Annotated in this window: 13 protein-coding genes; 8 read left to right on the top strand and 5 right to left on the bottom strand. The window is 73.5% G+C overall.

From position 1 onward, the window contains the following. The first annotated feature begins 77 nt into the window (after positions 1–77). From cmk to der, 3 genes are all read left to right on the top strand, one after another. Complete coding sequence (cmk, locus tag ACZ45E_RS28740; RefSeq protein WP_468225844.1) at positions 78–773, top strand: (d)CMP kinase; 696 nt, start codon at positions 78–80, stop codon at positions 771–773. After that, complete coding sequence (locus ACZ45E_RS28735; protein WP_468225841.1) at positions 731–1,420, top strand: lysophospholipid acyltransferase family protein; 690 nt, start codon at positions 731–733, stop codon at positions 1,418–1,420. Before cmk ends, ACZ45E_RS28735 begins: the two co-directional genes overlap by 43 nt. 81 nt (positions 1,421–1,501) lie before the next feature. After that, positions 1,502–2,983, top strand: coding sequence for a ribosome biogenesis GTPase Der (gene der, locus ACZ45E_RS28730; RefSeq protein WP_468225839.1), 1,482 nt, complete (start codon positions 1,502–1,504; stop codon positions 2,981–2,983). A 29-nt stretch (positions 2,984–3,012) separates the two neighbouring features. Here der and ACZ45E_RS28725 read toward each other — a convergent pair whose 3' ends face one another. Then, positions 3,013–3,291, bottom strand: coding sequence for a hypothetical protein (locus ACZ45E_RS28725; RefSeq protein ID WP_468225837.1), 279 nt, complete (start codon positions 3,289–3,291; stop codon positions 3,013–3,015). A 181-nt stretch (positions 3,292–3,472) separates the two neighbouring features. Beyond that, positions 3,473–4,279 carry a hypothetical protein gene (locus ACZ45E_RS28720; protein ID WP_468225834.1) on the bottom strand — a complete coding sequence of 269 codons (807 nt, stop codon included), beginning with the start codon at positions 4,277–4,279 and terminating at the stop codon, positions 3,473–3,475. Between the two features lie 367 nt (positions 4,280–4,646). Between ACZ45E_RS28720 and ACZ45E_RS28715 the strand changes: the two genes are divergently transcribed. Beyond that, positions 4,647–5,276 carry a LysM peptidoglycan-binding domain-containing protein gene (locus ACZ45E_RS28715; protein WP_468225831.1) on the top strand — a complete coding sequence of 210 codons (630 nt, stop codon included), beginning with the start codon at positions 4,647–4,649 and terminating at the stop codon, positions 5,274–5,276. 64 nt (positions 5,277–5,340) lie between these two features. On the opposite strand, the gene ACZ45E_RS28710 is transcribed toward ACZ45E_RS28715, so the two are convergent. Genes ACZ45E_RS28710 through ACZ45E_RS28700 form a run of 3 tightly spaced genes read right to left on the bottom strand, consistent with a single transcriptional unit; the run spans position 5,341 to position 9,128 of the window. After that, positions 5,341–6,012, bottom strand: coding sequence for an ATP-binding cassette domain-containing protein (locus tag ACZ45E_RS28710; protein WP_468225829.1), 672 nt, complete (start codon positions 6,010–6,012; stop codon positions 5,341–5,343). Beyond that, the gene (locus tag ACZ45E_RS28705; protein ID WP_468225826.1) at positions 6,009–8,663 is read right to left on the bottom strand and encodes an ABC transporter permease subunit; all 2,655 of its coding nucleotides are present in this window, start codon (positions 8,661–8,663) and stop codon (positions 6,009–6,011) included. Before ACZ45E_RS28705 ends, ACZ45E_RS28710 begins: the two co-directional genes overlap by 4 nt. A 3-nt stretch (positions 8,664–8,666) precedes the next feature. Beyond that, positions 8,667–9,128 (bottom strand): hypothetical protein, encoded by a 462-nt coding sequence (locus ACZ45E_RS28700; RefSeq protein ID WP_468225824.1) that lies wholly within the window; start codon positions 9,126–9,128, stop codon positions 8,667–8,669. Positions 9,129–9,268: 140 nt separating this feature from the next. Here ACZ45E_RS28700 and ACZ45E_RS28695 point away from each other — a divergent pair, with 140 nt between their 5' ends. From ACZ45E_RS28695 to ACZ45E_RS28680, 4 genes are all read left to right on the top strand, one after another. Beyond that, the gene (locus ACZ45E_RS28695; protein WP_468225822.1) at positions 9,269–9,826 is read left to right on the top strand and encodes an MTB12 C-terminal domain-containing protein; all 558 of its coding nucleotides are present in this window, start codon (positions 9,269–9,271) and stop codon (positions 9,824–9,826) included. Next, entirely contained in the window at positions 9,801–11,099 is a 1,299-nt protein-coding gene (locus ACZ45E_RS28690) for an ABC transporter substrate-binding protein (protein ID WP_468225819.1), read from the top strand. The genes ACZ45E_RS28695 and ACZ45E_RS28690 overlap by 26 nt, the downstream gene beginning before the upstream one ends. Positions 11,100–11,292: 193 nt before the next feature. Beyond that, a complete protein-coding gene (locus tag ACZ45E_RS28685; RefSeq protein ID WP_468225816.1) occupies positions 11,293–12,540 on the top strand; it encodes a glycosyltransferase family 4 protein in 1,248 nt (415 codons plus the stop codon). Continuing rightward, entirely contained in the window at positions 12,537–13,373 is an 837-nt protein-coding gene (locus ACZ45E_RS28680) for a hypothetical protein (RefSeq protein WP_468225813.1), read from the top strand. The genes ACZ45E_RS28685 and ACZ45E_RS28680 overlap by 4 nt, the downstream gene beginning before the upstream one ends. Positions 13,374–13,376 lie beyond the last annotated feature (3 nt).

Below are 13,376 nucleotides of genomic sequence, written 5' to 3'. Positions count from 1 at the left end.
GGGAGCCAGTAACCTTGTGCGGGGCGCTCTCGCGTCCCGCGCTCCTGCCCCGTGCACTCAGAAAGGTGTCCGTCACCGTGGAAACCGCCGCCCCGGCAGCCGTGATCGTCGCCATCGACGGACCCTCCGGCACGGGCAAGTCGAGCACCTCGAAGGCCGTCGCCGCCAAGCTCGGCCTGAGCTACCTCGACACCGGCGCCCAGTACCGCGCGATCACCTGGTGGATGGTGAACAACGGGATCGACCTGAGCGACCCGACCGCCGTCGCGGCCGTCGCGGGCAAGGCCGAGATCATCTCCGGCACCGACCCGGCCGCGCCCACCATCACCGTCGACGGCACGGATGTCGCGGGCCCCATCCGCACCAGTGACGTCACCTCCAAGGTCAGCGCCGTCAGCGCGGTCCCCGAGGTGCGCACCCGCATCACCGAGCTGCAGCGCTCCATCGCGGCCTCGGCCGCGGCGGACGGCAGGGGCATCGTCGTCGAGGGCCGCGACATCGGTACGACCGTGCTCCCCGACGCCGACCTGAAGATCTTCCTCACCGCCTCGCCCGAGGCCCGCGCCGCCCGCCGCTCCGGCGAGCTGAAGGGCGCCGACGTCAAGGCCACGCAGGAGGCCCTGATCAAGCGCGACGCGGCCGACTCAAGCCGTAAGACGTCGCCGCTGGCCAAGGCAGGCGACGCCGTCGAGGTGGACACCACCGACCTCACGCTCCAGCAGGTCATCGAGTGCGTCGTCACCCTCGTCGAGGAGAAGCGGGTCTCCCCGTGAGTCAAGCGAGCCCGTCGGAGCGCGGGGCGGAGATCGGGCGGCGCATCGGCGTCGGCCTGATGTACGGGCTCTGGAAGCCGCGCGTCCTCGGCTCGTGGCGGGTCCCCGCGAGCGGCCCGGTCATCTTCGCCGTGAACCACTCGCACAACGTGGACGGCCCCATGGTCATGGGGGTCGCCCCGCGCCCGACGCACTTCCTGATCAAGCAGGAGGCGTTCATCGGGCCGCTCGGCACCTTCCTCGAAGGCATCGGGCAACTGAAGGTCGACCGGTCCGTCGCGGACCGGACGGCTGTCACCCGGGCGCTCGACGTCCTCACCGCCGGGGGAGTGCTCGGCATCTTTCCCGAGGGCACGCGCGGCGAGGGCGACTTCGCTTCGCTGCGGGCCGGGCTCGCCTACTTCGCGGTGCGCAGCGGCGCGCCGATCGTCCCGGTCGCCGTACTGGGAAGCACGGAGAAGCACGGACGGTTGATAAAGAGGCTGCCTCCGCTGCGCAGCCGGGTCGACGTCGTCTTCGGCGACCCGTTCGAGGCGGGCGACGGCAGCGGACGGCGTACGCGCACGGCGCTCGACGCGGCGACCGTACGCATCCAGGGGCGGCTCACCGCGCACCTGGACAACGCCAGGCGCCTGACCGGGCGCTGAGCGAGACTTTCAGTAGTGGACCGCGGTACACGACACGGCGCTCCACCGACCACCACGAATGAACGACGAGGTACGGACTTCATGAACGACCAGATCCAGCCCGAGGGCTCCCCGGAGCATGAGCACGGGGCGCTCGGCGAGGTCGATGCCGCCGAGTACGCAGAGTTCATGGAGCTCGCCGCTGTAGAGGGCTTCGACATCGAGGACGTCGAGGGCGCGATCGAGGAGGCGGGCCACGGCCCGCTGCCCGTCCTCGCCGTCGTCGGCCGCCCGAACGTCGGCAAGTCGACCCTGGTGAACCGCATCATCGGCCGGCGCGAGGCCGTCGTCGAGGACAAGCCGGGCGTCACCCGCGACCGCGTCACCTACGAGGCCGAGTGGGCGGGCCGCCGCTTCAAGATCGTCGACACCGGCGGCTGGGAGCAGGACGTGCTCGGCATCGACGCGTCGGTCGCCGCGCAGGCCGAGTACGCGATCGAGACCGCCGACGCGGTCGTCTTCGTCGTGGACTCCACGGTCGGCGTCACCGACACCGACGCCGCCGTCGTCCGGCTCCTGCGCAAGGCCGGCAAGCCCGTGGTGCTCTGCGCCAACAAGGTCGACGGCCCGAGCGGCGAGGCCGACGCCACCGCCCTGTGGTCCCTCGGCATCGGCGAGCCGCACCCGGTCTCCTCGCTGCACGGCCGCGGCACCGGCGACATGCTGGACGCGGTCATCGCGGCGCTGCCCGAGGCGCCCCCGCAGACCTTCGGCACGGCGGTCGGCGGCCCGCGCCGGATCGCTCTGATCGGCCGTCCGAACGTCGGCAAGTCCTCGCTCCTGAACAAGGTGGCCGACGAGGACCGCGTCGTCGTCAACGAGCTGGCGGGCACCACCCGCGACCCGGTCGACGAACTCATCGAGCTCGGCGGCGTCACCTGGAAGTTCGTCGACACGGCGGGCATCCGCAAGCGCGTCCACCTCCAGCAGGGCGCCGACTACTACGCCTCGCTGCGGACGGCAGCCGCCGTCGAGAAGGCGGAGGTCGCGGTCATCCTGATCGACTCCTCCGAGACGATCTCCGTGCAGGACCAGCGGATCGTGACGAGCGCGGTCGAGGCGGGCCGCGCGATCGTCCTCGCGTTCAACAAGTGGGACACCCTCGACGAGGAGCGCCGCTACTACCTGGAGCGCGAGATCGAGACCGAGCTCGCGCAGGTCGCGTGGGCGCCGCGGGTGAACGTGTCGGCCCGCACCGGCCGCCACATGGAGAAGCTGGTCCCGGCGATCGAGACCGCGCTCGCCGGCTGGGAGACCCGCGTCCCCACGGGCCGGCTGAACGCGTTCCTCGGTGAGCTCGTCGCCGCCCACCCGCACCCGATCCGCGGCGGCAAGCAGCCCCGCATCCTCTTCGGTACGCAGGCCGGCACCAAGCCGCCGCGGTTCGTGCTCTTCTCCTCCGGGTTCATCGAGCACGGCTACCGGCGCTTCGTGGAGCGGCGTCTGCGCGAGGAGTTCGGGTTCGAGGGGACGCCGATCCACATTTCCGTGCGGGTCCGGGAGAAGCGCGGGCGCAAGAAGTAGCCGCGCCTGGGAGCCTCGAAGACAGGCTCTCAGTGTTCGCGGCGCGGTGCGGGCGGCAGCGCGGCCGGGGAGTGACCTCCCTGGCCGGGGTGCCGCCCGTTCGTCTGTGCGTAGTGGTGCTGGCCCGTCGAGTAGTACGGGGTGTGGTGCCGCGTGCCGTAGGACCCCGTGCCGAACGCCGAGAAACCCAGGTCCTCCTCGCCGCTGCGATCGCCGGGCAGCGTCCTGAAGGACCGGCGGTACTCCGCGTACAGGGCGTCGTAGATCGGCGTGGCCGAGCGTCCGGGGTACTCCTCCGGGGGGCGCATCGACGGGATGTAGCTCTGGTACGGCTGGCGCCGTCCGGCGGAGGCAGATGAGGTGGGGTCGTATGGGTGCACGTACGTGCCAACGACCCGGGCCCCCGACGGATGCGCCCTTGGCCTCGGCTTTCGCAAGACGTCAGGAGGGTGAGCGGCGCATTCGTGGGGGCCCGGGGCGGGCGTCGGCTCAGGTGCCGGCGAGCGGCATGGCGGCGGCGACCAGCCGGCCGTTGGCGGCGGCCTTGTCGAGGGCGTCGCGCAGCAGGTCCTCGCGGGGCTGGCGGCCGATCATCCCGGCCGGGGCCGCGAGGACGAGCACGGTGTGCGTCTTGTTGGCCGCGGCCCGCCACCCCTCGGTGACCACGAGCGGCTGGTGCGCCTGCCACCAGGCGACCTGGGAGGGGGCCCCGCCGGTACCGGGCTGGAGCACGGCGTGCAGCTGGCCCATGGCGAGCAGCACCGACCAGCCGGGCAGGGTGCCGGGCGCCTCGGTCAGCTCGGTGACCGGCATGAAGCCCTGCTCGATGAGGAGCGGCAGGAAGTCGTCGCCGCCGTTCGCCTCCGCGCCGGGGCGGGCGATGGGGCCGGTCGGTTCGATGACGAGCGTGGGGTGCAGCTCGCCCGCGATCAGCAGCAGCCCGCTGGTCACGCCGAGCACGGCCTGTGCGGCGGCCACCTCGGCGGGGTCGGCGCCGAGCGCCGTGCCCGGAAGCTCCGGGGTGTCGGTGGCGGCCCGGACGGCGCCCTGGAGCTGGTCCTCGGCCACCTGGACGACCTGCGAGGGCAGGCAGCCGGCGTGGGCGAAGGCGAGGACGGCGGTCTCGTCGCCGACGAACAGGACCGTGCTGGTGCGTTCCTGCGCGGCGTCGCCGGGCGTGCGGCAGGACGTGCAGTCGTAACCGCCCGGGGTGTTGTCACCGGCGAGCAGCCGGTCGGCTTCGTCGTCGCCGATCTCGGCACGTACGTCGTCGCTCACGTCGAGCAGTGGCGGCACGGGGACTCCTCTGGATCGGATGCGCGCTTATGAAGGAACAACGGGCGATCTGTGGCCGGAGTCACGCCCGGAACCGAACGGAATCCACCCATCCGGAGCAGACCGTGAAGAGGCGCCCGGAATCTGTCACTCCACGCCAACTTGTAGGGGTTTCACGGAAGTTGGGGCGGTGAGGTGAGTCACAGATCGGCCGGGCGACAGGTCGACAAATCATGAAATCAGCGAATGAAGTGGGTGGCCTGAACTCGTCGCTACTGCTGGTAACGGCGAACTGGCCTGGTGTGACGGGACATCAGTTGATGTGAGTGCCGTGCGCTGCCTAGATTCCACCGCCGTCTGCACACCGCAGTCCACGAGAGGGAATCTCATGTCCGTGCCGATTCGTACGGCTCGAACAACAGTGGTGATCGCTGGGGCGGCCTTGCTCGCCCCCCTCGGCCTCCTCGCGTCCGGCGGCTCCGCCCACGCGGCGGACTCGGGCGTCTGGGACCGCATCGCCCGCTGCGAGAGCGGCGGCAACTGGCACATCGACACCGGCAACGGCTACCAGGGCGGACTCCAGTTCTCCGCCGGGACCTGGCGCGCGTACGGCGGAGGGGTCTACGCGTCGACGGCCGACCGGGCGACGAAGGAGCAGCAGATCGCTGTGGCCTCGAAGGTGCAGCGCGCGCAGGGCTGGGGCGCCTGGCCCACCTGCGCGGCGCGGGCCGGCGCGTACGGCAGCGCGCCGTCGGGCCCGGCGGCGAAGCCCAGGGCCGCCGGGTCCGCGCGGCCGAAGCCGGTGCGGCCCAAGTCCGCCCCGGCCGGGCGACCGTCGTCGGGCACCGACCGCGGCGCGCCCCGGCACGGTGGCTACGTCGTCCGCGGCGGCGACACGCTCGGCCGCGTCGCGGCGGCCCACGGCACCACATGGCAGCGCCTGTACACCCTGAACAAGGCGGTCATCGGCGGTGATCCGGACCTGATCCGGCCGGGCCGGCGGCTGCTGCTCGGCTAGGCGGAGCGGAAGGCTCCGCGGTTCCGCCCGGACCGGTGACCGGGCGGAACCGGTGCGCCGCCGCTCAGTCCGGTGGTCGGGTCTCGCCGGCCTCGCCGCTGAACACCACGGCGCCGCGCCGCAGTTCGTGCACCAGCACCGGCGCCCCGCCCGCCCCGGCCGTGCGCAGGGCGGGCGGCAGCCGCTGTTCGGCGAGGACCACGGCGGCGTCCAGGCCGCGCAGCAGGGCGTACGTACGGGCGGCGACCGGGGGCGACATGCCCTGGGTGGGCTCGTCGACCAGGACGACGCGGGCGCGGGAGAGCAGGGCGCGGGCGACGGCGAGCATGCGCTGTTCGCCGCCGGAGAGGGTGCCGGAGCGGCGGGCGAGAAGCCGGTTCAGCTCCGGGTAGGCGGCCGGCGCCGGGGCGAGGTCGCCGTCGGGGGCGGCCAGGCGCAGGTTGTCGGCGACGGTGAGCGCGGCGAACACGGCCTGCCGGTCGGGGACGAAGCACAGGCCGGCCGCGGCGCGGACATGGGCCGGCTGCCGGGTGATGTCGGCGCCGTCCCGTATGACGGCCCCGGCGGTCAGCGGGGCGATGCCGGCGAGGGCGCGCAGGGCGGTCGTGCGGCCGGACCCGTTGCGGCCCAGCAGCACGGTGACCGTCCCGGCCGGTGCGGCGAGGTCCACGCCGTGCAGGGCTTCGAGAGGGCCGTAGCGCACGCGGGCGCCGCGGAGTTCGATGCCGTGTCTCATGAGGCCGGCCCCACGGTGGGGCCGAGGATCGTGGCGGGCGGGCCCGACGCCACGACGCGGCCCGCCGTCATCAGGTGCACCGTGTCCGCCAGGTCCGCGACCAGGTCCACGTCGTGCTCCACGACGAGCAGAGCTGTTCCGTCGGCGGCCAGCGCCCGCAACAGGCGCGCCAGAAGCGTGACTTCGGCGTCGTCGAGACCCGCGGCGGGCTCGTCGAGCAGCAGGACGTGCGGTCGGCCGGCGAGGGCGCGGGCCAGTTCGACGCGGCGCAGCGTTCCGGTCGGCAGGCCGGAGGTCCGCTCCTCGCCGCGCAGACCGAAGAGCGCGAGCAGCCGCCGGGTGGTGTCCGGATCGCGTACGCGGCCCTGCTCGGCGCCGACACGAATGTTCTCCGCCACGGTCAACGACGAGAAGACGGCGGGTTGTTGAAGGGTCCGCGCCACGCCGAGCCGGGTCCGCGCGTGGGCGGGCAGCGCTGTGACGTCCCGCTCCCCGAGACGCACGCGCCCCGCGTCGGGCCGCAAGGTCCCGGCGAGACAGTGGAACAGGGTGCTCTTGCCCGCCCCGTTGGGCCCGACGACGGCGACGATCCGCCCCGGCGGCACGGTGATGTCCACGTCGCGCAGAACGGGGCGGCCGTCGAAGGCGACGGTGAGACCGGCGGCGCAGAGAGTGGGAGACGCCGGGACCCGCCCCCGCGCCGACCCGCGGCCTCCCCGCGCCGACGGCGTAGTGGCCGGGCCCGCGCGGCAGCCCTCCCGGCCCGTCTCCGGCGCCGCGCGGGTGTCGGGCCGGCCCGCGCCCCGGTGCAGCCGGTCCCGGAGCTCCGCGCCCCTCGCGGTCAACCGGCCGCGCGTCGGGCCTCGTACGAGAAGCTTCCGGGCCGCTTCGTACGGGCCTTCGGGGAAGTGGCCGGTCAGGGCCGCCAGGAGGCCGACGAGGGCCGCGGCGATCCCGCCCCGGGTCCCGGCGTCGAGGCCGACCAGGAGCGCCGCCGCCGTGAGCGCCCCGAGCGGGCTGTCCGCGCCGAGGACCACGATCGCCGCGAACCACAGCAGCCCGCGCACCGGGTCGTACGCCCCGGGGTCGAACGAGCCCGCCCCGAACGTCAGCAGACCGCCGCCGAGCGCCGCGAGCCCGGCGCCGACGGTGAACACCGCCACCTTGAGCGCGGGTACCCGTACCCCGGCCGCCGAGGCGCCCGACTCGTGGTCCCGTACCGCGGAGAGCGCCCGGCCCGTCCGGCCCCGCCGCAGAGCGGCGACACACAGCAACGCCGCCGCGAGGACGGCGAGTTCGAGGGCGTAGTAGGCCCGGTCCGCACCGAATCCGGCGGGCCTCCCGGGCGCCAGGCCCGCCGCCGCGTACGGTTGCGCGAACACGAAACGGCTCACCCCCACCCCGACGGCGAACGTGGCGAGCGCCAGGGCGAGGCCGTGCCGGCTGATCGCGGGCAGGGCGGTGAGCAGACCCAGCGGAGCCACGAGGACGACGGCCAGCAAGAGGGCCAGGAGAGGCGGGAGTTGGGGGAGAAAGGGAAAGCGCCCCAGAGTCGCCAGCGTCGCGAACAGGGCGCCCAGGCCCGCGAAGGCGCTCTGGCCGAGCGCCAGTTGGCCCGCGCGGCCCGTGACGACGACCAGGGACAGCAGGATCAGTGCCAGCGCCGGCACCTGGACCGACGTACGCAGGTCCGGGCCCGCGAAGCCCAGCGGCAGCAGGAACAGTACGGCCGCCACCGGCCAGGCCCCCGGCGGCGCAGGTACCACCTGTCGCGTCGCCGCCCGCGGCAGCGCCCCGCGCCCGCCGATGCCCGGCAGGGCGAGCGCCGCGACGAGGAGCGCGACCACGAACAGGTTCGCCCCGGCCGTCCGCAGCAGCGGCTCCGCCCACCCGCCGGGATGCAGCCGGGTCAGCTCGCTCTGCGCCACCCCGATCGCCAGCGCCACCGGCACCGCCACCGACAGGAACCGCATCCGCGCGACGACCGCGACGGCCACCACCTCCATCACCAGCAGCGGCAGCCCGTACGGATCGAGGCGTACGAAGGGCGCGAGCAGCACGCCCGTGAGGCCCGCCGTGAACGCGCCGAACGCCCAGCCCGCCGCCGCGACCCGGTCCGCGTCGATGCCGCCGAGCACGGCGAGCGGCCGGTTGTCGACGACCGCGCGCAGCTCCCCGCCGAACCGCGTCCACCGCGTCACCGCCCACACGGCCACCGCGACCGCGCAGGCGGCCGCGAGCTGCCCCCACGGCTCGGCCGCGATCAGCGTCGGCGCGTCCTCCCGCGCGCCTGGACCCCAGAGCAGGGCCGCCGCCCCGACCAGGAGCACGAAGACGCCGATGGAGGCGACGAGGGGACGCGCCGGGTCTCCTGCGATCGTCGCCAGCGGCCTGAACACCGCGCGTTCCAGGGCCAGGCCGAGCGCCGGGGCGACGACGAGCAGCACCAGCGCGGCGCCCCCCCACAGCGGCCAGGACCAGTCGACCACGCACTGCCGCAGCAGACAGGCACAGACCATGGCGATGGCGCCGTGCGCGAAGTTCAGGACGCCGGTCGCGCGGTAGGTGACGATCAGGCCGATCCCGGTGAGCGCCGCCGCCGCGCCCACCGACAGACCGGCCAGCGCGAGGTCGTACGTCAGGGAGGTCACGCCTCAACTCCCCGCGGGCGGCTCGCAGATGGGGCAGGGACTCCGCCCGGCGGCCGCCGCGGCCCCGGAGTCGGCGGGCGCGGCGTCCGGTTTGCCCTCGACGAGCGGGCAGTCCGCGCGGTGCCACAGCCTGCCGCCGGGGACCACGAGGAGGTCGCCGCTGGTGGCGAGCGGGGCGGCGGCCCGCACCGGGCCGGGCGCGTCGACGGCGACCAGCAGCTCGTACAGCTCCACCACCCGGGACGCGGCCAGGGCGCTCCTGCCGTACGTGAGCAGCACCGCGCCCGCGACGATCAGTGCCGCTCCCGGCACCGTGCACGAGGCGAGATACGGCAGTTGCCGCTCGGCGAAGCGCTCGCCGGACATTCCGTACCAGCCGGCCACGCACAGCACGGCGCCCGCGGCGAGGGCGGTGAGGCCCGCCCACAGGGCGGGGCGCACGGTTCGGAGCCGGGCAGTCCGCATCGCTGACCCCCACGTCGGGACGGAGTCTCACTCCTGTGTCTGGTCTTGTCGGCCGAACGCTTGCACTATGCCTTCTGCAGGCCAACCCTGAAAGCTCCGGGCGGAGTCCAGGCCCGGACCGACACCCGGTGGTGAGCCAGATGGTTCTCGGGAGCAAGCCAAGGCAAGGCCGCGGGCGGGGTGCGGTGCTCGTCCTCGCCGCCGCCCTCGCCCTCGGGCCGGCCCTGGCGGCGTGCGGCGACGACAGCGGTGGCGGCGAGAGCGACCCGCCCACCCCGAGCTCGCAGGAGCCCTCCGCACGGGAGCCCTCCTCGCGGGCCCCCACCCGGGCGGCGCCCGCGGACGAGGCCGCGGCGCGCAAGGAGATCAAGGCGAACTGGAAGAAGTTCTTCGATCCGGCCGTGCCGCTCGCGCAGAAGCAGGACGTCCTGGAGAACGGCGCCCGCATGCGGCAGGTCCTGGACGGCTTCAACGGGGACAAGCGCGGCGGCCAGGTCGAGGCGAACGTCGTCACCGTCGCGTTCACCTCGCCGGCCGCCGCCGACGTGACGTACTCGCTGGCCCTGAAGGGCGCCACGGTGCTGCCCGGCGCGAAGGGCACCTCGGTCGAGCAGGACGGCACGTGGAAGGTGTCGGTCAAGACGCTGTGCGCGCTGGTGCAGTTGAGCGGCAATGCGTCGCCGGGCCCCGGCTGCTGAGGCGCTCGCGGCGGGGCTCGCCCTCCTCGTGCTCTGCGGCTGCGGTTCGCGGCTGCCGCAGAGCGCGTTCGAGGACGGGACGCCGCGCCGCACGCCGGTGGACGCGGCGGCGCCGATCCGCGTCGGGATCCTCACGAGCGCCACGAGCCCGGTCGGCGGCGCCACCTTCACCGACACCCGCGACGGCGCACAGGCGTACTTCCGGAACCTGAACGGCGAAGGCGGCATCCAGGGGCGGCGCGTGGAGGTGCACCTGTGCGACGACGGGGGGAGCGGCGTCGGCAACAAGGAGTGCGTGCACAAGCTGATCGACGAGGAGAAGGTCGTCGCCCTGGTGGCCACCACCTCCCTCGACTACGCGGGCGCGGCACAGGTCTCCCGCGCGCGCGTGCCGGACATCGGCGGCCAGCCGATCGGCGCCGCCTACGACACGTACCCGCACCTCTACGGGATCTACGGCAGCCTCGCGCCCCGCGACGGCACGCCCGGCTGGGACGGGAAGCTGTACGGCGGCACCGAGGTCTACCGCTACTTCAAGCGCGAACAGGGTGCCCGCACCGCCGCCGTCGTCTCGTACAACCAGGCGGCCTCGGCCGCGTACGCACGGCTCGTGACCCGCGGTCTGCGGGCCGAGGGCTTCGAGGTGATCACCGAGCAGGTCGATTTCGCCCTGCCCAACTTCCGCGCCGTCGCCGCCGACCTGAAGGACCGGGGTGTCGACCTCGTCCTCGACGCCATCGACGCGCACGGCAACGCGCGGCTGTGCCGGGCCATGGACCAGGCCGGCGCCCGCGTCACGGCGAAGATCACGACCGTGCAGAGCTGGACGTCGTCCGTCGCCGCCGACTACAAGGACGCGCCGCACTGCCGCGCCGCGCTGTGGGCGACCGGCGCGAGCCGCAACTTCCAGGACACCGGACATCCGGCCGTGCGCGCCTTCCGTGACGCGACGCGCGGGATGCGAACGCACTCGCAGTGGCAGCTGGAGGGCTGGGCCGCGGCGATGTGGTTCACGGACGCCGCGCGCTCCTGTCCGGAGAGCGGGGGCGGCGTCACGCGCGCGTGCCTCGACCGCTTTCTGAGCCACGGTGGCCCGTACACGGCCGACGGGCTTCTGCTCCCGGTGACGTACCGCACGCGGACCGAGCCGCCCGTGACCCGTAAGACGTGTCTTTCGGTCGCTCGTTGGACGGACAACAAGGGATGGACCACCCAGAACGGGGACATGAACCGGACGTGCTTTGACGTCCCGCAACTCGCCTACCAGCCGTAATGCCACCCCGATGGACGAAATGGCCAAAAGGTTCCGTGGATTGTCTACCGATCAGGCAACTGTTCTGGAACAACATGATGATGGAGGACAACCCTCGCCAGGGCATCCCTGTCTAACCATCCGGTAGGCGGAGCACCCGGGCTGTTCAGACCCTCGGGACCTGTCCGCGACGAATGGTGGGATACGGGGACGCATGCAGATTTCTTTTCTGATTCACAATGCGTATGGGATCGGAGGGACGATCCGCACCACGTACAACCTCGCCAACACCCTGGCCGAGCAGCACGACGTGGAAGTCGTCTCCGTCTTCCGCCACCGTGAGGAGCCCGTCTTCGCGCCCGACCCGCGCGTGCGCCTGCGCCACCTCGTCGACATCCGCAAGGACACCGCGGGGTACGAGGGGGAGGACCCCGAGTTCAAGAAGCCCGCCTCGGTCTTCCCCCGGCACGAGGGGCGCTACGACCAGTACAGCGCGCTCACCGACCGGCGTATCGCCGAGCACCTGGCCGCCGTCGACGCGGACGTCGTCCTCGGCACCCGGCCCGGCCTCAACGTGCACCTCGCCCGGCAGACCAGGCGCGGCCCGCTGCGCGTCGGCCAGGAGCACCTCACGCTCGACACGCACTCCGTCGGCCTGCGCCGCCAGCTCCGCGCCGTCTACCCGCGGCTGGACGCCCTCACCACCACCACCGAGGCGGACGCCCGCGCCTACCGCGACCGGATGCGGCTGCCCGGCGTGCACCTGGAGGCCATGCCGAACCCGGTGCCCGCGCCCGGCGTCGCACCGGCCGACGGCAACGGCAAGTGGGTGGTGGCGGCGGGCCGGCTCGCGCCCGTCAAGCGGTACGACCTGCTGATCAGGGCGTTCGACAAGGTGCGCGCCGAGCGCCCCGACTGGCGCCTTCGGATCTACGGCGGCGGCAAGCAGAAGGACAAGCTGCGCCGCCTCATCGACCAGCTCGGCCTGTACAACCACGTCTTCCTCATGGGGACCGCAAGCCCCATCGAGCCCGAATGGGCGAAAGGTTCCGTCGCCGCGGTGACGTCGACCTTCGAGTCGTTCGGCATGACCATCGTCGAGGCGATGCGGTGCGGGCTGCCCGTCGTCTCCACCGACTGCCCGCACGGCCCCGGAGAGATCATCGACAACGGTGTCGACGGACGCCTCGTCGAGGTCGGCAACGTCGACGCGATCGCCGGCGGGCTGCTCGAACTCATCAACAACGACGCGCTGCGCCGGCAGATGGCCGCGCGCGCCCTCACCCACTCCGCGCGCTTCGACCCCGCGCGGATCGCCGAGCGCTACGAGGACCTCTTCGGCTCCCTCACCGCCCGCGGGGGTTCCGTCGGAATGCTGCACCGCGCGCGGGGCGCCCTGCTCGGCGGCGCCTACGCCGTGCGGGACGTGCTCAAGTCACCGGAGAAGAGGCGCACCGTATGACGACGCCGCTGGCCACGCCCGCACCGATCCCGCCGCCCGACGACAGGACCGCTCGCATGCCACCCCGCGCCGACTGCATCGCCGACTCCGCCGGCGGGCTCACCTTCGACGTCCGCGACCGGGCGGGGACCGCCCCGGCCCACCTCGTGCTGGTCGAGCGGACCACCGGGGAAGAGGTACGGCTGCCGCTCACCCCGGCGGGCGACGGGCACCTGCGCGCCTCGCTGCCGATCAGCGTCGGCCTCCCGGAGGGGCGCTGGGACGTGTACGCGCAGGTCGCCGAGGACGAGCAGGTACGGCTGACGCCGGGCGTGAACGATCTGCGCTCCCTCGTCGACCGCGCACCCACCGGCTCGCGCGGCTACGTGGCCGTCCGCATCCCGTACGCGACCAAGCACGGCAACCTCACCGTGCGGAGCTGGCTGCGGGCGCCGCACGCGGAGGCCGGCGAGCTGCTCATCGCGGACGGCGAACTGACCGTCCACGGGCGGGTCTACGGCACGGAGTTCACGGCCAAGGCGCACGCGGAGATACGTTCGCGGGCCACCTCGGGGCCGGTGCTCAGGGGCGAACTGACTCTCGACGGGCCTGAGTTCACGCTGCGGATAGGGTACGACGAACTCTCCGAGGGGCGTTGGGACCTGTGGCTGCGGCCCGGCGGGGACGACGGCCCCGAGGTGCGGGTGGCCCGGCTCCTGGACGACGTCGCCGACAAGAAGCCGATCTTCGTCTACCCCGCGGCACGGGTCACCGCCGCCGGGCGGGAGCTGTCCGCCGAGCCGTACTACACCCTCGACAACGACCTCGCGGTCGTGGTGAGCGCCGGGCACTAGCGG

The organism is Streptomyces sp. NPDC030991 (assembly GCF_055571235.1).
The sequence above is the reverse complement of the archived record's forward strand: the minus strand, read 5'-3'. Positions and strand labels throughout refer to the sequence as shown.

Bases quoted from the DNA above. Each gene is read 5' to 3' on its own strand.
- der (WP_468225839.1), top strand. From the start codon at position 1,502: ATGAACGACCAGATCCAGCCCGAGGGCTCCCCGGAGCATGAGCACGGG.
- ACZ45E_RS28725 (WP_468225837.1), bottom strand. From the start codon at position 3,291: ATGCGCCCCCCGGAGGAGTACCCCGGACGCTCGGCCACGCCGATCTAC.
- ACZ45E_RS28715 (WP_468225831.1), top strand. From the start codon at position 4,647: ATGTCCGTGCCGATTCGTACGGCTCGAACAACAGTGGTGATCGCTGGG.
- ACZ45E_RS28710 (WP_468225829.1), bottom strand. From the start codon at position 6,012: ATGAGACACGGCATCGAACTCCGCGGCGCCCGCGTGCGCTACGGCCCT.
- ACZ45E_RS28700 (WP_468225824.1), bottom strand. From the start codon at position 9,128: ATGCGGACTGCCCGGCTCCGAACCGTGCGCCCCGCCCTGTGGGCGGGC.
- ACZ45E_RS28695 (WP_468225822.1), top strand. From the start codon at position 9,269: ATGGTTCTCGGGAGCAAGCCAAGGCAAGGCCGCGGGCGGGGTGCGGTG.
- ACZ45E_RS28690 (WP_468225819.1), top strand. From the start codon at position 9,801: ATGCGTCGCCGGGCCCCGGCTGCTGAGGCGCTCGCGGCGGGGCTCGCC.
- ACZ45E_RS28685 (WP_468225816.1), top strand. From the start codon at position 11,293: ATGCAGATTTCTTTTCTGATTCACAATGCGTATGGGATCGGAGGGACG.
- ACZ45E_RS28680 (WP_468225813.1), top strand. From the start codon at position 12,537: ATGACGACGCCGCTGGCCACGCCCGCACCGATCCCGCCGCCCGACGAC.